The 18,938-nt window shown below is 65.9% G+C and carries 17 protein-coding genes; 12 read left to right on the plus strand and 5 right to left on the minus strand.

Translation table 11 applies throughout. The features are described from left to right. Positions 1–71 precede the first annotated feature (71 nt). From BB28_RS09735 to BB28_RS09775, 9 genes are all read left to right on the plus strand, one after another. Entirely contained in the window at positions 72–1,445 is a 1,374-nt protein-coding gene (locus BB28_RS09735) for a WS/DGAT/MGAT family O-acyltransferase (RefSeq protein WP_046253358.1), read from the plus strand. A gap of 25 nt (positions 1,446–1,470) precedes the next feature. Next, positions 1,471–2,988: an alpha/beta hydrolase gene (locus BB28_RS09740; protein ID WP_046255712.1), complete on the plus strand. Its 1,518-nt coding sequence runs from the start codon at positions 1,471–1,473 to the stop codon at positions 2,986–2,988. Positions 2,989–3,023: 35 nt separating this feature from the next. Further along, positions 3,024–4,562, plus strand: coding sequence for an alpha/beta hydrolase (locus tag BB28_RS09745; protein ID WP_046253359.1), 1,539 nt, complete (start codon positions 3,024–3,026; stop codon positions 4,560–4,562). A 41-nt stretch (positions 4,563–4,603) separates the two neighbouring features. Further along, complete coding sequence (glnA, locus tag BB28_RS09750; protein ID WP_030095418.1) at positions 4,604–5,944, plus strand: type I glutamate--ammonia ligase; 1,341 nt, start codon at positions 4,604–4,606, stop codon at positions 5,942–5,944. Between the two features lies 1 nt (position 5,945). Further along, a complete protein-coding gene (locus BB28_RS09755) occupies positions 5,946–8,927 on the plus strand; it encodes a bifunctional [glutamine synthetase] adenylyltransferase/[glutamine synthetase]-adenylyl-L-tyrosine phosphorylase (RefSeq protein WP_046253360.1) in 2,982 nt (993 codons plus the stop codon). Between the two features lie 54 nt (positions 8,928–8,981). Further along, positions 8,982–9,314, plus strand: coding sequence for a hemophore-related protein (locus BB28_RS09760; protein WP_030095420.1), 333 nt, complete (start codon positions 8,982–8,984; stop codon positions 9,312–9,314). 146 nt (positions 9,315–9,460) lie between these two features. Beyond that, positions 9,461–10,018 carry a hemophore-related protein gene (locus BB28_RS09765; RefSeq protein WP_046253361.1) on the plus strand — a complete coding sequence of 186 codons (558 nt, stop codon included), beginning with the start codon at positions 9,461–9,463 and terminating at the stop codon, positions 10,016–10,018. A 67-nt stretch (positions 10,019–10,085) separates the two neighbouring features. Next, a complete protein-coding gene (locus BB28_RS09770) occupies positions 10,086–10,766 on the plus strand; it encodes a response regulator transcription factor (protein WP_075874189.1) in 681 nt (226 codons plus the stop codon). Beyond that, positions 10,763–12,052: a sensor histidine kinase gene (locus BB28_RS09775; RefSeq protein ID WP_046253363.1), complete on the plus strand. Its 1,290-nt coding sequence runs from the start codon at positions 10,763–10,765 to the stop codon at positions 12,050–12,052. The genes BB28_RS09770 and BB28_RS09775 overlap by 4 nt, the downstream gene beginning before the upstream one ends. Positions 12,053–12,061: 9 nt before the next feature. On the opposite strand, the gene BB28_RS09780 is transcribed toward BB28_RS09775, so the two are convergent. Beyond that, complete coding sequence (locus BB28_RS09780; RefSeq protein WP_046253364.1) at positions 12,062–12,565, minus strand: nuclear transport factor 2 family protein; 504 nt, start codon at positions 12,563–12,565, stop codon at positions 12,062–12,064. 52 nt (positions 12,566–12,617) lie between these two features. On the opposite strand from BB28_RS09780, the gene BB28_RS09785 reads away from it, so the two are divergent. Continuing rightward, complete coding sequence (locus tag BB28_RS09785; RefSeq protein ID WP_046255713.1) at positions 12,618–13,556, plus strand: endonuclease/exonuclease/phosphatase family protein; 939 nt, start codon at positions 12,618–12,620, stop codon at positions 13,554–13,556. Here BB28_RS09785 and BB28_RS09790 read toward each other — a convergent pair. The 4 genes from BB28_RS09790 to glnA (BB28_RS09805) all read right to left on the minus strand — a co-directional run bounded on the left by BB28_RS09790 (position 13,543) and on the right by glnA (BB28_RS09805) (position 16,897). Then, complete coding sequence (locus BB28_RS09790) at positions 13,543–13,962, minus strand: DoxX family protein (RefSeq protein WP_046253365.1); 420 nt, start codon at positions 13,960–13,962, stop codon at positions 13,543–13,545. The genes BB28_RS09785 and BB28_RS09790 overlap by 14 nt on opposite strands. Before the next feature lie 34 nt (positions 13,963–13,996). Next, complete coding sequence (locus tag BB28_RS09795; RefSeq protein ID WP_046253366.1) at positions 13,997–14,407, minus strand: DoxX family protein; 411 nt, start codon at positions 14,405–14,407, stop codon at positions 13,997–13,999. Positions 14,408–14,445: 38 nt separating this feature from the next. Continuing rightward, entirely contained in the window at positions 14,446–15,324 is an 879-nt protein-coding gene (gene hchA, locus BB28_RS09800; RefSeq protein WP_046255714.1) for a glyoxalase III HchA, read from the minus strand. Positions 15,325–15,460: 136 nt separating this feature from the next. Further along, positions 15,461–16,897, minus strand: a complete 1,437-nt coding sequence (glnA, locus tag BB28_RS09805; RefSeq protein ID WP_030095429.1) for a type I glutamate--ammonia ligase — start codon at positions 16,895–16,897, stop codon at positions 15,461–15,463. Positions 16,898–17,041: 144 nt separating this feature from the next. On the opposite strand from glnA (BB28_RS09805), the gene BB28_RS09810 reads away from it, so the two are divergent. Next, positions 17,042–17,506: an RDD family protein gene (locus BB28_RS09810; RefSeq protein ID WP_046253367.1), complete on the plus strand. Its 465-nt coding sequence runs from the start codon at positions 17,042–17,044 to the stop codon at positions 17,504–17,506. Further along, complete coding sequence (locus BB28_RS09815; RefSeq protein WP_046253368.1) at positions 17,507–18,901, plus strand: MFS transporter; 1,395 nt, start codon at positions 17,507–17,509, stop codon at positions 18,899–18,901. Positions 18,902–18,938: the final 37 nt, after the last annotated feature.

An 18,938-nucleotide genomic window follows, 5' to 3' on the forward strand; every position in this document is an offset into this window, starting at 1 on the left:
GTGGACTTGGTCACACCTGAGGTCGCAGCATTCGGGCACGAGGGGCCACCAGCTCGCCTAACATCGGCCGCATGCAGCGGCTTTCCGGACTTGACGCCAGTTTTCTCTATCTCGAAACACCGACTCAGCCGATGCACGTGTGCGGCGTACTGGAATTAGACACCACGACCATTCCCGGTGGCTACTCGTTCGAGAAACTGCGAGCGAAGCTCATTGAACGGGTCGAGGGCATCTCCTCATTCACCGAGAAGCTCGCCGACAGCCGCCTGAACCTGGACCACCCGGTGTGGGTCGACGACGACGACTTCGACATCGATCGGCACCTGCACCACGTCGGTCTGCCCGCGCCCGGCGGCAAGGCCGAGATCTCCGATATGTGTGGGCATATCGCGTCATTGCCCTTGGACCGTGCCCGGCCGCTCTGGGAAATGTGGGTCATAGAAACCGGCGACACCAATCGGCTCGTGGTCATGACCAAGATGCATCACGCCTCCGTCGACGGCGTCACCGGCGCCAACCTGATGTCGGCGCTGTGCGGTCTGGAACCCGATGCCCAGGCGCCCGAACCCGCGCCGGGGGTCGGCGGCGCCAACAGCCTCGAGATCGCGATCACCGGCGCTATCAAGTGGGCGTCGCGGCCGCTGAAGTTCGCCAAGCTGCTGCCCTCCACCATCGGAGTCATCCCGGCCTGGCTGGAACGCTCCAAACGCGGCGAGGCCATGACGGCACCGTTCTCGGCGCCGCGCACCTCGTTCAACTCCACGATCACCAGCCGCCGCAACGTCGGCTACGCCCAACTGGATCTGGAGGACGTCCGCGCGGTCAAGAACCACTTCGGCGTCAAGGTCAACGATGTCGTGATGGCCATCTGCGCCGGTGCACTGCGCAAGTATCTGGACGACCGCGGAGAGCTCCCGGACAGCTCGCTGGTGGCCATGGTTCCGGTGTCGGTGCACGAGAAGTCCGACCGCCCGGGCCGCAACCAGGTGTCGGGGATGTTCTCCCGCCTGGAGACCAATGTGGACGACCCGGTGGAGCGCCTCAACGCGATCTCCGATGCCAACACGGTGGCCAAGGAGCACACCGCGGTACTGGGCGCGACGCTGCTGCAGGACTGGAGCCAGTTCGCGGCACCCGCCGTGTTCGGCACCGCGATGCGTGTCTACTCGCGCATCCGGCTGGCCGACCGGCATCCGGTGATCCACAACCTGGTGGTCTCCAACGTGCCGGGACCCCAAGTGCCGCTGTACTTCTTGGGTGCTCAGGTGGTCGGCATGTATCCCTTGGGTCCGATCTTCCACGGTGCCGCACTGACCGTCACGGTGATGTCGCTGGACGGGAAACTCAACGTCGGCCTGATTTCCTGCCCCGATCTGATGCCCGACCTTTCCACCCTGACGGACGATTTCGGCGTGGCGCTCGAGGAGCTGAAGGCTCGGATCTAGTCTCTTCTGGCACCATGGCTGAATGATGTTTCGTGGTCGGCGGGTTGCTGCCGTATTGGCTCTTGCCTCGGTAGTAGCCGTCGTCTCTGGTTGTGTGCGGTCAGTCGAAGGTCAGGCGATGGCGGCTCAGCCGTCGGAAACCACCCTCAGTTGGGGGGACTGTGACGGCTTCACGCCGGAAAACACCACGGTGCCGGCGAGCACCGTGTGCTCGGAACTCGAGGTGCCCGTCGACTACGCCAAGCCGGACGGGGCGAAGGCGCGGCTGGCGATCATCAAGTACCCGGCCAAGGGCAAGCGCATCGGCTCGCTGCTGATGAACCCGGGTGGGCCCGGCCAGTCGGGCATCGAGGCCGCGACCGCCATCGTCAAGCAGGTACCCAAGGACATCCGCGACAGCTTCGACTTCATCGGATTCGATCCGCGTGGAGTCGGGTCGTCCACGCCGGCCGTCGAATGCAACTCCGACCAGGACGTGGATCGCCTGCGCGCGCAGAACGACACCGACTACAGCCCCGAGGGCGTCGCGCGCATGGAGCAGGACTCCAAGGACTTCGTGAAGCGCTGCGTCGACAAGGTGGGGCTGGAGTTCCTCGCCAATGTCGGCACCGTGAACGTCGCCAAGGATATGGACCGGCTCCGCGCCGCCCTCGGCGACGAGAAGCTGACCTACCTGGGCTACTCGTACGGCACCCGGATCGGCACCACATATGCCGAGCAGTTCCCGCAGAACGTGCGGGCACTCATCCTCGACGGGGTGATCGATCCCAACGCCGATCCCACCCAGGCCGATATCGACCAGATCGCCGGATTCCAAAAGGCTTTCGACAACTACGCGGCCGACTGCGCCAAGAGCCCGAGCTGCCCGCTGGGTACCGACCCCGCGCAGGCGACCGCGCGCTATCGGGCGATGATCGATCCGCTGGTGGATCACCCGGCCAAGACCAAGGACGGCCGCGGTCTGTCCCACGGCGACGCCATCATCGGAACCATCATGGTGATGTACTCACCCACGTTGTGGGAGGCGTTCACCAAGGCGCTGCGTCAGCTCAGCGAGGGCTCGGGCGACATCCTGCAGCTGCTCGCCGACGCGTACATGAAGCGCGATGAAGAGGGGCACTACAGCCACGCGCAGGACGCGCAGATCGCCATCAACTGTGTCGACGAGCCGCCGGAGACCGACCGTGCCAAGGCCGTCGAGAAGGACCGCCGCATCCGCGAGGTGGCACCGTTCCAGGACTATGGCCAATTCACCGGGAACGCACCGCTGGGAGTGTGCGCGTTCTGGCCGGTACCGCCGACGAGCAAGCCGCACCCCATCAACGTGCCCGGTCTGCCCAAACTGCTGGTGGTCTCCACCACCTTCGATCCGGCAACCCCGTACCAGGCAGGCGTTGAGCTGGCCAAACAGCTCGGCGGGGGCCTGCTGACCTACGAGGGGACCAAGCACACCATCGTGTTTGACGGGAACCAGTGCGTCGACAAAGCGGCGGAGACATATCTCATCAAGGTCACGACTCCGGCTGAAGGCGCCCGCTGCTGATCCCTTTTGGCGTCCGACATGGCACGATGTGGCCCATGATGCGGATGCGCCGGGCGTTGCCGGTGATTCTTTTGGTGTTCTCGGCTGCGTTCTCGGTGGGCCCCGTCATGCCGGCGGCCGCCGCACCGCTGCCGGCGCCGAGCCCGTCGCTGCAGGCGTTCTACGACCAGAAGGTGGTCTGGGGCGGCTGCGACGGCTTCGTCAGCGACACCAGCCGCATCCCGACAGCGCGGTGCGCCAAGGTGAAGGTGCCCGTCAGCTACGACAAGCTGATGGGCGCGGTCGCCGAGCTGGCCGTGCTCAAGGTGCCCGCCACCGGCAAGCGCATCGGCGCACTGCTGGTCAACCCCGGCGGTCCCGGGGGATCGGGCGTGGACCTGGCGGCCGGTATGGGCGCCAAGCTCGGTGACGCCGCGATCGGGCAGAGCTTCGACATCGTCGGATTCGACCCACGCGGTGTCGGCGGCTCGACACCGACCCTGCGGTGCCGCACCGATGCCGAATTCGATGCCTTCCGCAAGGAACCGCTGGCCGACTACAGCCAGGCCGGAGTCGCTCACATCGAGGACGTGTACCGCCAATACGTCAACGAATGCGCGCAGCGGATGGGGCTGGACTTTCTCGCCAACGCCGGAACCGCCTCGGCGGCAAGGGATATGGACATCGTCAGGGCGGCAGTCGGCGACAGCAAGCTGAACTACCTGGGCTACTCCTATGGCACCGAGCTGGGCACCCAGTACGCCGAGTACTTCCCGCAGAATGTGCGCACGATGGTCCTGGACGGTGCGATCGACCCGACCATCGACCCCGTGGAGTCCAACGTGCGGCAGATGACCGGATTCCAGGTGGCGTTCAACGACTACGCCGCCGACTGCGCCAAGGATCCCAAGTGCCCGTTGGGGACCGACCCCTCGCAGGCCGTGAAGCGTTTCCACCAGCTGATCGATCCATTGGTGGCCAAGCCCGCGAAGACCAATGACCCACGCGGCCTGAGTTACCAGGACGCCATCACCGGCACCATCCAGGCGATGTACACGCCGCGGTACTGGAAGTACCTGACCTCCGGGCTGGCGGGACTGGTCGACGGCAGCGGACCCGATGACTTGCTGTGGCTGGCCGACCAGTACCAGGAGCGTGACGACCAGGGGCGCTACGACAACCTGCAGGACGCCTTCAACTCGATTCGGTGCGTGGACGGGCCGACCCCGAGGGATTCCGCGCCCTGGGTGGCCGCCGACAAACGACTGCGCGAACAGGCGCCGTTCTCGAGCTACGGCACCTTCACCGGATACGCCCCCCGTGATCTGTGCGCCTTCTGGCCGGTAGCGCCGACCTCATCCCCGCACACCCCGTCGACTCCCGGACTGCCGCCGGTGGTGGTCATCTCCACGACCCACGACCCGGCCACCCCCTATGAGGCGGGAGTGGCACTGGCACAGCAATTGAACGGATCGCTCATCAGCTACGAGGGCACCCAGCACACCGTCGCGTTCAACGGCGAGGCATGCGTCGACGAAGCCGTCACGCGCTACTTCGTGGACGACATCGTGCCCCCCAAGGACCTGCGGTGCTGAGCATCCGTGCTCGTCTAGGCCGGATGTAATAGCCTCTGACCATGGATCGTCAGAAGGAATTCGTGCTGCGCACGCTGGAAGAACGAGATATCCGTTTCGTCCGGCTGTGGTTTACCGATGTGCTCGGTTACCTCAAGAGCGTGTCGATCGCACCCGCCGAACTCGAGGGCGCGTTCGAGGAGGGCATCGGCTTCGACGGTTCGTCCATCGAGGGCTTCGCCCGCGTCTCCGAGTCGGACACCGTCGCGCACCCCGATCCGTCGACGTTCCAGGTGCTGCCCTGGACCACCAGCGCCGGTAAGCACCACTCGGCACGCATGTTCTGCGATATCAAGCTGCCGGACGGATCGCCGTCCTGGTCGGACCCGCGGCATGTGCTGCGCCGCCAGCTCGCCAAGGCAAGCGATTTGGGCTTCTCCTGCTACGTGCACCCGGAGATCGAGTTCTTCCTGCTGAAGAACATGCCCGATGACGGCTCGGCGCCCATCCCGGCCGATGACGCCGGATACTTCGACCAGGCCGTGCACGAGGCGGCACCGAACTTCCGGCGCCACGCCATCGATGCGCTCGAATCCATGGGCATCTCCGTGGAATTCAGCCACCACGAGGGCGCGCCCGGCCAGCAGGAGATCGACCTGCGCTACGCAGACGCGCTGTCCATGGCCGACAACGTGATGACCTTCCGCAACGTGGTCAAGGAAGTGGCGATCATCGACGGCGTGCATGCCACCTTCATGCCCAAGCCGTTCAGCGATCACCCCGGCAGCGCGATGCACACCCACATGAGCCTGTTCGAGGGCGATACCAACGCCTTCCACAACCCCGACGACCCGCTGCAGCTGTCCACCGTCGGAAAGTCGTTCATCGCCGGAATCCTGGAGCACGCCAACGAGATCAGTGCCGTTACCAACCAGTGGGTGAACTCCTACAAGCGGCTGGTGCAGGGCGGCGAGGCCCCGACGGCGGCATCCTGGGGCGCGGCCAACCGCTCGGCGCTGGTCCGGGTGCCGATGTACACGCCCAATAAGTCGTCCTCACGCCGCATCGAGGTGCGCAGCCCCGACTCGGCCTGCAACCCGTACCTGACCTACGCGGTGCTGCTGGCCGCCGGACTGCGTGGCGTGGAGCAGGGCTACACGCTGGGGCCCGAGGCCGAGGACGATGTCTGGGGCCTGACCCGCGCCGAGCGTCAAGCCATGGGCTACAAGGAATTGCCCAGCACCCTGGAGAACGCGCTCATTGCCATGGAGCGCTCCGAGCTGGTGGCAGAAGCCTTGGGGGAGCATGTCTTCGACTTCTTCCTCCGTAACAAGCGGGCCGAGTGGGCGCGTTACCGAAGCAATGTGACCCCGTTCGAGCTGCGGGCCTACTTGGGTCTCTGAGGTGACCCGGGCCTCCACCGAGCGTTCGAAGGTTCCCAGTGTCGGGCGGCTGGGGCTCGTCGACGCGCGGGCCGCGTCTCTGCTCGAAGAGCTGGGTTGGACCACCGAGGCACACGTCCCGTTGCTGTGGTCGTTGTCGAGGTCGCCCGACGCGGATGCCGCGCTGCTGACCCTGATCCGGCTGCACGAGGAGATGGGCGCCGACTGGGCCGCGTTGGACCGGGAGCTCAGCGCGGATACCGCCCTGCGCGGGCGGTTGCTCTCGGTGATCGGGTCATCGCTGGCGCTCGGCGATCACCTGGTAGCCCATCCCGCCCGTTGGCGGCTGTTGGTTGGGGATATCGAGCTTGAGTCCAAAGAGGCTCTGCAAGAACGATTCTTGACGGCTGTTGGCGCGGCAAGAGGCCGTGCCTCGGTATCCGAGGGCGCCGCGATCTCGGCGTTGCGCGACGCGTACCGAGATCGGCTGCTGGTGCTCGCCGCACTCGATCTGGCCGCCACCGTGGAGAACGAACCGGTGCTGCCGTTCCCTGTGGTGGGCCAGCACCTGTCGGATCTGGCCGATGCCGCGCTGACGGCGGCACTGTCTGTCGCGGTATCGCTGGTGGTCCCGGAGGGGCAGGACCCGCCCCGGATCGCGGTCATCGCCATGGGCAAATGCGGTGCGCGCGAACTTAATTACGTCAGCGACGTCGATGTCATCTTCGTGGCGCAGGAGGCCGATTCGCTGACCACCCGGGTCGCCGGGGAGATGATGCGCATCGGCTCGAGCACCTTCTTCGAGGTGGACGCGGCACTGCGCCCGGAGGGTAAGGCGGGGGCGCTGGTGCGCACCCTGGATTCTCATGTGGCCTACTACCGGCGCTGGGCCAAGACCTGGGAGTTCCAGGCCCTGCTGAAGGCGCGGCCCGCCGTCGGCGATCCGGAGCTGGGCCAGGCATACCTGGACGCCCTCATGCCGATGGTGTGGGCCGCCTGCGAGCGTGATGACTTCGTGCCGGAAGTACAGGCGATGCGCCGCCGGGTGGAATCGCTGGTGCCGGCAGACCTACGCGAGCGCGAGATCAAACTGGGCACCGGTGGGCTGCGGGACGTCGAATTCGCGGTACAGCTGCTGCAGTTGGTGCATGGCCGGGCCGATGAGTCGCTACATGTCGCCTCCACCGTGGACGCGTTGGCGGCGCTATCCACCGGGGGATACATCGGGCGTGACGACGGCGCGAATCTGACTGCCTCGTATGAGTTCTTGCGCCTGCTTGAGCACCGGTTGCAGTTGCAGCGGCTCAAGCGCACGCACACTTTGCCCGCGCCGGAAGACACCGAGGCCATGCGCTGGCTGGCCCGGGCCGCGCACGTGCGTCCCGACGGGCAGAACGACGCGGTGGGGGTGCTGCGCGCCGAGATCAAGCGACAGGCGGTGCGGGTGTCGCGCCTGCACACCAAGTTGTTCTACCAACCGCTGCTGGAGTCGGTCACCGAGTTCGACAAGGAGGCGTTGGGGCTGTCCAACGAGGCGGCGGTGCGTCAGCTCGCGGCCCTGGGTTACCAACAGCCGCAGCATGCGCTCAGTCACCTGTCCGCGCTGACCAAGGAGGGCGGGCGCCGCGGACGCATCCAAACCATCTTGCTGCCAACGCTTTTGGATTGGCTGGCGGATACCCCAGATCCGGATGCCGGACTGCTGGCCTATCGCCGAGTGAGCGAGGCGCTGGTCGACCAGACCTGGTACCTGCGCACGCTGCGTGACGAGGGCGCGGTGGCCAAGCGGCTCATGCTGATCCTGGGCACCTCGGCCTACGTGCCGGACCTCATCATGCGGGCGCCCGAGGTGATTCAGCTGTACGCCGACGGGCCCAATGGTCCCAAACTCCTTGAGGCGGAGCCAGTCTCGGTGGCGGGTGCGCTGATCGCGTCCTCGGCGCGGCACACCGATCCGGAGCGTGCGATCGGGGCGGCACGATCGTTGCGGCGCCGGGAGCTGGCGCGGGTGGCCTCGGCGGATCTGCTGGGTCTGCTGGACGTGGTCGATGTCTGCGGCGCGCTGACCTCGGTGTGGGTAGCGGTGCTGCAGGCCGCCCTGGATGCGCTGATCAAGGGCAGTGTTCCCGACGGCGAGGAGGCCCCGGCCAGCATCGCCGTTATCGGCATGGGGCGTCTGGGCGGCGGCGAGCTGGGCTATGGCTCCGATGCCGACGTCCTGTATGTGTGCGAGGCGCGCGGTGGTGCCACCGACGACGAGGCCGTCCGCTGGTCGGCCACGATCGCCGAGAAGCTTGGCAAGCTGCTCGGTGCACCGAGCACCGACCCGCCGCTACAGGTCGACACCGGTCTGCGTCCCGAGGGACGCAATGGGCCGATGGTGCGCACCCTGACCGCCTACGAGGCCTATTACGCCCAATGGGCACAACCGTGGGAAGTGCAGGCGCTGCTGCGCGCGCACAGCGTCGCCGGAGATGCGGACCTGGGTCTGCGGTTCCTGCACATGATCGACAAGACGCGGTACCCCGCCGGTGGTATCGCCCTGGACGCGGTGCGCGAGATCCGGCGGATCAAGGCGCGGGTGGATGCCGAACGGCTGCCCCGCGGCGCGGACCCGAACACCAACACCAAGCTGGGCCGCGGCGGACTGGCCGATGTGGAGTGGACCGTGCAGCTGCTGCAGTTGCGCCACGCCCATGAACATCCCTCTCTGCACAGCACCTCGACCCTGCAGACGCTGGAGGCCGCAGCGCAGGCCGGGCTCATCGAGGCCGAGGATGCCGAGTTGCTGCGCCAGGCCTGGCTGACCGCCACCAACGCACGCAACGCATTGGTATTGGCGCGGGGTAAGCCCACCGACCAGCTGCCCGGCCCTGGCCGGCTACTCAACACGGTGGCCGCGGCGGCCGGCTGGCCGGACAACGATGGCGGCGAGTTTCTGGACAACTATCTGCGCGTGACCAGGCGCGCGAAAGCGGTCGTGCAGCGGGTGTTCGGGGAGTAGCTTCGTGCGGGTCACGGTCCCTTTCCGCGGATCCATATCCCTCAAGGAGCGGCTATGAAATACACATCGATTGTCGTGGGTCTCGGTGTCGTCGCCGGTGCCCTTGGCGTGGCAGCACCCGCCTATGCCAAGCCGGGTGATTGCACCGTCTCCGAGGAAGCGCGGCTCGATGCGGTGGAGGCGACCAAACGCGCGGAATACCTGGAGCGCCATCCCGACGTCAACACCGGGATAAGCGATGCGCTCAAGAACACGCCGGGCGACGGCGGCGCCAAGCACGAGGCCGTGCAGGCGTATCTCAATGCCAATCCGGCGGCCAAGGCAGACCTGGATGCGATCCGTCAGCCGGTGCAGGACTTCAAGAACCGATGCTGGCCCGGAGAGTAGGGGCCCGTCGAACTACATGGAGGTAGTTTTCGCCGCGCTTCTCATGGTTTCTTAACGTTCGAGCCATGACCGTCCAACCAACGCTCGATAGCGTCCCGGACGGGCCGGCATCTCGTCGGCTGTAACGCTGAACAAGGAGTTACTCCATGAAGTTCACCTCTGCTGTCCTCAGCGGTGTCGTTGGTGCCGGTGCAGTGGCCAGCGCCCTGGCATTCGCAGGCGCCGCTGGTGCGGCTCCCGGCCAGTGCACTGCCGCCGAGTTCGCCCGTACCCACTCGACAGTGTCGAGCCAGGTCGCGAGCTACCTGGACAAGAACCCGACCATCAACGACGGCATCACCAAGGCCGCCAAGGGTGCCCCCGAGGGTGAGCGCCACGAAGCCATCAAGACCTACCTGGATGGCCAGCCCGCCGCCAAGGCCGAGCTCGACAAGATCCGTCAGCCGCTGACGAGCCTGAAGAGCAGCTGTGGCGCGGACACCGATGACGCCGCGCCGGCCGCCCCGGCCGGACTGGTTGGCCAGCCGGCACAGCCCGCCACCGAGAACGCCCCCGCTGAGCAGCCGCAGCAGCCGTGGAACCCCTTCGCGCCGCAGCAGCAGCCCGCTCAGGACGTCGCGGAGAACGCCGGCACCCAGCCGGCCGCCCCGGCCAAGCCGGCTTCGCCTGCCGTCACCGCGGTGGTCGATCAGCAGGACGCCTAACACCTCTCTCAGACGGGCGGCTTAGCCTTAAGCAGCAATGACTCAGGAAAATGCCGCCCGTCACAAGGTGTTGATGGTTGATGACGACCCGGACGTCCGGAACTCGGTAGCCCGCGGGCTACGCCACTCGGGTTTCGACGTCCGGGTCGCTGTCGATGGTCGCGATGCACTGACCCAGCTCGCGGCCGATGAGCCCGACGCCCTGGTGCTCGATGTGCAAATGCCCGAGCTGGACGGGGTGGCGGTGGTTACCGCGCTACGGGCCCTTGGTAATGACATTCCGATCTGCGTACTGAGCGCACGCGACACCGTCAATGACCGGATCGCCGGCCTGGAGGCCGGTGCCGACGACTACCTGACAAAACCCTTCGACCTCGGCGAGTTGGTGGCACGCCTGCGCGCCCTGCTGCGTCGTCGCGGCGCGGGCGGCGGTGGCCTTGCCGCCTCCGCCATCACCGTCGGTCAGATCACCGTCGACATATCCCGCCGGCTGGTCTTCGCCAGCGGAGAACGCGTGGAGCTGAGCAAGCGTGAGTTCGATCTGCTGGCAGTGCTGGCCGAAAACACCGGTGTGGTGCTGAGCCGCACCCGGCTGCTGGAACTGGTGTGGGGGTACGACTTTGACGTGGAGACCAATGTCGCCGACGTTTTCGTGAGCTACCTGCGCCGCAAGCTTGAAACCGGGGGATCGTCTCGGGTCATCCATACCGTGCGAGGTGTCGGGTACGTGATGAGAGAAGAGCCGTGAAACGCTCGCTCTCGCTGCGGACCCGAGTTGCGGTCGCGGCCTTCCTTGCCGCCGGACTGGTAGTTGCCCTGATCGGCATTGTCGCCGGTATTGCGCTGGCGCGCAATGATACTCAACAGCTCGATCGGCGCCTGGATGTACTCGTCGACGCGGTACAGGCCACCACCCGACACGGGGACACCACCTTTGTGCTCACCGTCCGGGACGCCAAAAGTGGTGGGCTGGTGATCTTCCGGGGTGTCGAGCTGCCGAGGCTGCCGCTGGGAACCGAGAACGTCACCGTCGGCGGTGTGACCTACCGTGTGCGGACCATCGAGAGCCCGGAAGAGCAGACCGTGCTGTCCCTGGGAACCCGGGCCGACGCGGTCCTGGTCAATCACCGTGGAATTCCGGTGTTCATCGCCGTTGGTGTGCTCTCGATGCTGCTGGCCGGCGGCTTCGCGTGGCTTTTCGCGGGCCGGGCGGTGCGACCGCTGCACCAACTCACCGATCAGACCCGGCAACTCGACACCGACGGTCTGCATGTCGCGGCGGTGCGCGGCGCACGGGAGTCCGAAGAACTTGCCGACGCCATGGCCGCCATGCTCGGACGGGTCTCGGCAGCGCAGTCAGAGACCACCAAATCTCTTCTGGCGGCCCGCGATTTCGCGGCCAGCGCCGCTCATGAACTGCGCACTCCGCTTACCGCGATGCGCGCCGATCTGGACACGCTGCGCGCGCATGACCTCTCGAACGAGGAACGCACCGAGGTGATCGGCGACCTGCAGCGTGCGCAGCGCCGCGTCGAAGCCACCATTACCGCACTCGGCCAGCTGGCCTCGGGCGATCTCGCCCGTCCCGAGGACCGTGAACTGGTGGACATCGCCGACCTGCTGGACCGGGTGGCAGCGGACGCTTCGATGCACCGTGCCGACATGCCGGAGATCACCGTCAACTCCGATGACGGCGGCGTGGTGCTGGGCTGGCCCGATGGGCTGCGGCTGGCGGTGGACAACCTGGTGCGTAACGCCATCAACCATGGCAATGCCAAACATGTTGTGCTGGCCGCGAATCGGGCCGATAGCCGACTGGTGATCGAGGTCGACGACGACGGCACCGGCCTTCCCGAGTCCGATCGGGAGCGGGTGCTCGGGCGGTTCGAACGTGGCCCCGGCGCCAAGCCCGGCGGGCTGGGGCTGGGTCTGGCGCTCGTCGCGCAGCAGGCCGCGCTGCACGGGGGAGATGTGGTGCTGTCGGAAAGTCCGCTGGGCGGGCTGCGGGCAACGCTGACGATTCTGGCCGAATAGAACCGGCGACTAGTTCTTGCGCGACCCGTACTTGGCGAGCCAGTCGCGGGCCTCGTCGGGAAGGCTCCCGGACGTCTCGGCGGCCCTACACCAACGCCGCACCATCTTGACCATGTTCGCGGGGTTGTAGGCGTCCTCCTGCTGAGACCACAGCCCGTTCCCCGCGTAGTGCAGCACGGTCAGGTTCGGTTCGCCCCAATGCTGGCCGTCGCCCGGATCGCTCATCACGTTATCGATTTCGCAAACCACCCAACCCTTTTCGGGGTCGAAGACCGTCCAGGTGGCGGGCAGACTCGGCATGTGGTTGCCGGGGAACTCCGCCATGACCGCGGTGATGTACTGCCGAATCGCCTCCTTACCGTGCAGGCGGCCCACCACGTGTTCGATGTAGAGGGCGTCGTCGGTGTACATCTCGGCGTAGGGGTTCCAGTCGCCGGTCTCGATACAGCGATGGACGGTGGCCTGGTGTTGCGCGAACGCTTCTTCGAGTTCGGCGCGGCTAAACGACGGCATGGGTAAAAGAGTGCCATAAGGTACCGTCCCTGAGGTGCGTGGACGGACCGCCGTGGGGGCGTTGGGTTGGCTGCTGGCCGTCGTTGCCATCCTGGCGATCGTGTCGCGCTGGGCGCGATCCAGTTGGTCGCCCCTGATCGGGCTGACCGCCGGCTGGCCCGTCACCTGCCTGCTGATGATTCTGGGGCTGTTGCTGTTCCTTTCGGTACGGCAGTGGTGGGGCGTGCTGACGGCGACCGTGGTGATCGCGTTGCAGGTGCTGGCCATCGCGCCGCTGTACCTTGCCGACACCCACCCGCAGGGGACAACTGTCACCGTGCTGCAGACCAATCTGCGTTTCGGCGCCGGCGACGCCGGGGCAGTGGTGGCCGCGATCCACGAGCACGACGTGGGCGTGGTGACGGTCGACGAGCTCACCCCCGAGGCCCGAGTGAAACTCGTTGCCGCGGGTATTGATTCAGTGCTCCCATATTCGTACACCGTTGCCGAACCGAAGGCCGCGGGCACCGGTATCTGGAGTCGGTATCCGTTGACCCCGGTGCATCAGGACGACCAGAGCTTCGCCATGCGGCAGATCTGGGCGGAGGCCGAAATCCCCGACGTGGGGCCGGTCATGCTCGTCGCCGTACACACCCGCCCGCCGGATAAGGATATGAGTTCGCCGGGCTGGCTCACCGAACTGGACACCATCGGCCGTCAGTTGCAGGCATTGCGTCCGGACGTGAAAGTCATTGTTGGCGGCGACTTTAACGCCACCTACGATCACTTCGTGTTCCGGCAGATTCTCACCGGCGGTTTCGCCGATGCCGTGGATCAGGCCGGGGCCGGCTGGCTGCCGACGTGGCGTGAGGGGCGCTGGTACACCCGGCTGATCGGGATCGACCACGTATTGACCCGCGGGGCCGCCGCCACCTCGGTGACTACCCAGGAGATCTACGGCACCGACCACCGTGCGCTCATCGCCACGGTGGTCGTGCCTAGCTCTTCTTGAGCGCGGCGTCGATCGACAGCGATCCGCCGCCGGTGAACACCAGCAGCAAGAAGGCCCAGCAGAACAGGACGGCCAGTTCGCCGTTGTTCTCAATGGGAAGCAGTCCCGCGGACTGGTGCTGGGTGAAATAGGCGAACGCCATCGTGCCGGAGGCCAGGAATGCCGCGATCCGCGTCCCGGCGCCGAACAGAATCGCGACACCGGTGAGGAACTCGATGGCGCCCGCCCACCAGCCCAGCGACCACGACTCGACCGGGGGCATCGAGGCCAGGTCGGGCCAGCGGAACAGGATGGCGGTGCCGTGCACGGTGAACAGGAATCCGAAGACGATGCGGAACAACGACAGGACTACGGGCGTGGCGCCGTCGAGCTTGGCGACTGAGCTGGAGGTGCTGGAAGAGGCCATGGCCAGGATGCTAAACCAATTCTCGCGTAAGGACTTAGCGCTTAGCGCAGGTAATGAATCGGTCGAGCGATAGCGAGCCGCCACCGGTGAACACCAGCAGGAGGAAGATCCAGCTGTACAGAGCGGCGCCCTCGCCGTTGTTCTGGATCGGCAGAAGCCCCTCGGGCTGGTGGAAGGTGAAATAGGCGACCGCCATCGCGCCGGATGACACGAAGGCGGCGACCCGAGTGCCCAATCCGAGGATGATCGCCGCTCCACCAACGAATTCGATGATGCCGGCCCACCAGGGCAGCGTGCCGACGGGCTGCAGGTACGAGGCGAGCGGCCAACCGAACAGGTGAGAGGTGCCATGTAGGAAGAACAAGGACCCCACCACGATCCGGAATGCCGACAGGGCGACCGGCGTCAGGCCGGTGAGCTTGGTTTCGATATCAGCGAGTGCCATGCGTCTAACAATAGGACCATAGTCCGCTTTATTCCTGTCTAGCTCTCGGTGACCGCCTTGACCAGGGTCTCTGCCGCCAGCAGGCCGAGATTGTTGGACGCCAGGGGGCTGTCGCCGGTCAGTAGCTTGCGGTCGGCGTGTGTCTGCCCGGTGATCCCGGTATTGAGGATCGTGATGCCCTGCTTGCGCAGGTTCTCGCCGACAAGCCACGGCATTTGTCCTGGGATATAACCGATTTCGATGTTGACGCCGGTGTCCAGACTGTCCGGGAACACGCACAGGCTGTAACCCTGGAACGGTGATTCATCACGGTCCAGGCCGGCGGCGAGCAGTGCGCCCGGGCCGTGGCAGAGGGTGATGACGTATTTGTCGTACTCCAGCGCCCAATCCAAGACCGTCCGGACTTCCTCGCTGTCCGGGATGCCCAGAAGCACGCCGTGACCGCCGGGAATGAATACGGCGAGGTAATCCGAGTCCGGGCCCAGTCCGTCGGCGATGATCTGAGAGAGCTTCTGCGGTTTCTTCAGCTGGGCGGACAGCTCGGAGAAGGTGTTCAGCACCGCCTCGTCCTCCCGGGGCATCGCCCAGAGCTCGAGCTTGGCCGGATTGCCGGACACTGTGGCGACGTCGATTCCGAAGCCCGCGGCCTTCAGGTGGTGCAGGGGTAGCAGCATCTCGACGGGATGATTTCCGGTGGAGAACATCGTCCCGTTCTGCATGAGCATGTAGCGCTCTTCGGTGGCGATCATCAGGATCTTCCAGCGTCCGCCGGTGTAGGCATTCTCGTAACGAACGCCGGCGAAGTCTGTCGTGGACGGCACGTACTGGCTCAGCGAGTACGGGGACGGAAAGAAGGCGTTGTCTTCGGCGGGGTCGGGGACTGGGGTTCTGTTCAGTTCCTCGGCTGCGTTCGGCACGGATTCCACGCTCCTCGAAAAGTTAGACGGGACATCTACTTTCAACCTACGCCGGTCGCTGGTATTCCGTGCCGCAAAGACGACAAGGGCCCCCGGGAAGATCCCGGGGGCCTTGACGATGTGCGGATTACACGACTTACACGTCGAAGTAGAGGGCTACCTCGTACGGGTGAGGGCGGATGTTGATCGGCTCGATCTCGTTCTCGCGCTTGAACGCGATCCAGGTCTCGATCAGATCGGAGGTGAAAACGCCACCCTCGGTGAGGTATTCGTGATCCTTCTCAAGGTTGTCGATCACGGTCGCGAGGTTGGTCGGGGCCTGTGGAATGTTGGCGGCTTCCTCAGGAGGCAGCTCGTACAGGTCCTTGTCGACGGGCGCCAGCGGCTCGATCTTGTTCTTGATGCCGTCGATGCCTGCCATCAGCATGGCCGCGAAGGCCAGGTACGGGTTGCCCGAGCTGTCCGGGCAGCGGAACTCGAGGCGCTTGGCCTTCGGGTTGTTGCCGGTGATCGGGATACGCACGCACGCCGACCGGTTGCGCTGGCTGTAGACCAGGTTGATTGGGGCCTCGTAGCCCGGCACCAGCCGCTTGTAGGAGTTCACCGTCGGGTTGGTGAACGCGAGCAGTGACGGGGCGTGGTGCAGGATGCCGCCGATGTAGTGGCGGGCCACGTCCGAGAGCCCGGCGTATCCGGCCTCATCGTGGAACAGCGGCTTGCCGTCCTTCCACAGGGACATGTGGGCGTGCATGCCCGATCCGTTGTCACCGAACAGCGGCTTGGGCATGAAGGTGACGGTCTTGCCGTTGGCCCACGCGGTGTTCTTGATGATGTATTTGAACAGCAGCACGTCGTCGGCCGCGGCCAGCAGCGTGTTGAACTTGTAGTTGATCTCGGCCTGGCCACCGGTGCCCACCTCGTGGTGACCGCGCTCCAGGGTGAATCCGGCGTTGATCAGGTTGGTGGTCATCTCGTCGCGCAGGTCGACGAAGTGGTCGTACGGAGCCACGGGGAAGTAGCCGCCCTTGGGGCGCACCTTGTAGCCGCGGTTCGGGCTGCCGTCCTCCTCGTAAGGCTCGCCGGTGTTCCACCAGCCTGCCTCGGAGTCGATCTCGTAGAAGGTGCCGTTGATCTTCGAGTCGAAGCTGACCGAGTCGAAGATGTAGAACTCTGCCTCGGCGCCGAAGTAACAGGTGTCGGCGATGCCGGTGCTGGTCAGGTACTGCTCCGCCTTGCGGGCCACGTTGCGCGGGTCACGCGAGTAGGCCTCGCGGGTGAACGGGTCGTGGACGAAGAAGTTGACGTTCAGCGTCTTGGCGGCGCGGAACGGGTCGATCTTGGCCGTCGAGATATCGGGCAGCAGCAGCATGTCGGACTCGTGGATCGACTGGAATCCGCGCACGGAGGATCCGTCGAAGCCGAGGCCGTCTTCGAAGACGCTGGCATCGAAAGCAGATGCAGGGATAGAGAAGTGCTGCACGACGCCCGGCAGGTCACAGAACCTGACGTCCACGTACTCGACCTTCTCGTCGGCAATGAACTTGAATACCTCGTCGGGGCTACTGAACGCCATGCTTCTCCTTGTTTTTTCCTCTTGGGTCCACTGAAACCATGACCGCGCGACTGAACCTATGGAGCCGGTGTTGCCCGCCGGTCAACCATATGTTGCGCGGATGTTACGCGTAACCACAGTTCGGTTGGCATTTACGCTGTGAGTATGGCGCGAGACCTGGGTTCATGGTTGTCGGGGCTTGGTTCGGTGCAAGGCGCGGGCAACTCTCGGTACCCGGGAGAGCAGCTCGGCCTGCCCGAGGCCGGGCCCGGATCGGCGGCACCGATGTCGCGGCGGCTACTGGCGCTGCTGCTCGACTGGTTGATCGCCGGCGGACTGGCGCTGCTGTTCGTCAAGGGAAACCTGTTGTCGCCCACGCTTTCCTCGGCCCAGCTGCTGACCTGGATCGCCATCGGCACGGTCGCTGTGCGGCTGTGGAGGTTCACTCCGGGCCAGTACCTGGCGGGCCTGCAGGTCGCGCCCGCCGACGGGACCAACTCGGTGGGCATCGGCCGCACGTTCATCAGGAATCTGCTGATCGCCCTCATCGTGCCGCCGCTGATCACCGACGTTGATGGCCGTGGTCTGCACGACCGGGTGACCCGCACTGTCGTGATTCGTTCCCGCTAGATGATCCTGCTCGCCGTCTGCATGGCGGTGTTCATGCTGTTGCTCGACATGACGATCGTGTCGAGTGCACTCGCCGACCTGCAGGTGTCTTTGGGGGCCGACCTCGCCGATCTGCAATGGGTCATCGACGCCTATGCGCTGCCGATGGCAGGGCTGCTGCTCACGGCCGCCACCCTCGGCGACCGCCTGGGCCGCCGACGGCTCTACCTGCTGGGCATCGTGCTGTTCACGGCAGCCTCGCTGGGCTGTGCGCTCTCGACCAGCGCGCCCATGCTGATCGGGGTGCGGGCACTGCAGGGCATCGGCGGAGCGATCCTGCTGGCGGTATCGCTGCCGATCATCGCCGCGGCGTATCCGCAGGAGCGCCGCGGTGCCCCCATCGCGATCTACGGCGCGGTGATGGGTGCGGGAAGTGCCGCCGGTCCACTGCTGGGCGGGTTTCTCGTCACACACTTCGGATGGCAGTCGATCTTCCTGGTCAACCTTCCGGTCGGTGTGCTCGCGCTGGTGATCGCGGTGCGGCACCTGCCCGAAACCCGAGCCGACGAGGTGCGGCCGGTCGACTGGATGGGCACCGTGCTGCTCACCTTCGGGCTGGTTACCGGCGTCTTCTCGGTGATCTCACTGCACGACGGCGGGATTGGGGGCCGCACGTCCGGTGCGCTGGCCATTGTCGCGGTGCTGGCCCTCGTGCTGTTCTTCTGGTGGGAGGGGCGTGCCCCCGCGCCCATGCTGAGCCTGCGGCTGGCCACCTCACCTGGTTTCGCCGGGGTCTGGGTTGCCGCCGCCGCGGCCTCGGGCACGCTCATCGCGGCCACCAATTATCTGGCCTTGTACTTCATGAACACATTGGGTTACAACGCGTTTGAGACAGGCCTGCGTGCCGGACCACTCACCCTCGCCACCATCGTGGGCGCCCCGTTGGGGATTCTGGCGGGTAGGCGTCTGCCCACCAGGATTGCCATTCCGGGCGGCGTGGCGCTGGTGGCCGTCGGGTTGTGGGCCGCGTCGGGAGCTCATGCCGATACGGTCTGGACCCATTTCATTTTCGGCTCGGCATTGGCCGGGTTGGGGCTGGGTGCGCTCTCGGCGATGACATCCGATGCCGCACTGCAGTTCGTGCCATTGGATGACGCCGGGATGGCGACCGGGTCGGTGAGCACAGGGCGCCAGATCGGCATCCTCTTGGGCGTGGCAGGCATGGGCGTGGCATTCGGACATGCCGCGGCCGGTAAGGCCGATGCCCGGGCCGCGGGTGCCGCGGGCATCGACAGCGTGCTGTTGCTGGGGGCGGCCGGGGCGGCCTGCGCCGCGTTCATTTCGCTGATTCTGCTCACTGTCGCTACGATGAGTCGCTCGCACGATCCGGCCACCGGGGAGTCGCTAGCTATCTAGCCATCGGTGATCGCGCCTGCCTGCACGGATGCCCACA

The organism is Mycobacteroides chelonae CCUG 47445 (assembly GCF_001632805.1).
Classification (GTDB): Bacteria; Actinomycetota; Actinomycetes; order Mycobacteriales; family Mycobacteriaceae; genus Mycobacterium; species Mycobacterium chelonae.

Bases quoted from the DNA above. Each gene is read 5' to 3' on its own strand.
- BB28_RS09735 (WP_046253358.1), top strand. From the start codon at position 72: ATGCAGCGGCTTTCCGGACTTGACGCCAGTTTTCTCTATCTCGAAACA.
- BB28_RS09740 (WP_046255712.1), top strand. From the start codon at position 1,471: ATGTTTCGTGGTCGGCGGGTTGCTGCCGTATTGGCTCTTGCCTCGGTA.
- BB28_RS09745 (WP_046253359.1), top strand. From the start codon at position 3,024: ATGATGCGGATGCGCCGGGCGTTGCCGGTGATTCTTTTGGTGTTCTCG.
- glnA (WP_030095418.1), top strand. From the start codon at position 4,604: ATGGATCGTCAGAAGGAATTCGTGCTGCGCACGCTGGAAGAACGAGAT.
- BB28_RS09760 (WP_030095420.1), top strand. From the start codon at position 8,982: ATGAAATACACATCGATTGTCGTGGGTCTCGGTGTCGTCGCCGGTGCC.
- BB28_RS09765 (WP_046253361.1), top strand. From the start codon at position 9,461: ATGAAGTTCACCTCTGCTGTCCTCAGCGGTGTCGTTGGTGCCGGTGCA.
- BB28_RS09780 (WP_046253364.1), bottom strand. From the start codon at position 12,565: ATGCCGTCGTTTAGCCGCGCCGAACTCGAAGAAGCGTTCGCGCAACAC.
- BB28_RS09790 (WP_046253365.1), bottom strand. From the start codon at position 13,962: ATGGCCTCTTCCAGCACCTCCAGCTCAGTCGCCAAGCTCGACGGCGCC.
- BB28_RS09795 (WP_046253366.1), bottom strand. From the start codon at position 14,407: ATGGCACTCGCTGATATCGAAACCAAGCTCACCGGCCTGACGCCGGTC.
- glnA (WP_030095429.1), bottom strand. From the start codon at position 16,897: ATGGCGTTCAGTAGCCCCGACGAGGTATTCAAGTTCATTGCCGACGAG.
- BB28_RS09810 (WP_046253367.1), top strand. From the start codon at position 17,042: ATGGCGCGAGACCTGGGTTCATGGTTGTCGGGGCTTGGTTCGGTGCAA.
- BB28_RS09815 (WP_046253368.1), top strand. From the start codon at position 17,507: ATGATCCTGCTCGCCGTCTGCATGGCGGTGTTCATGCTGTTGCTCGAC.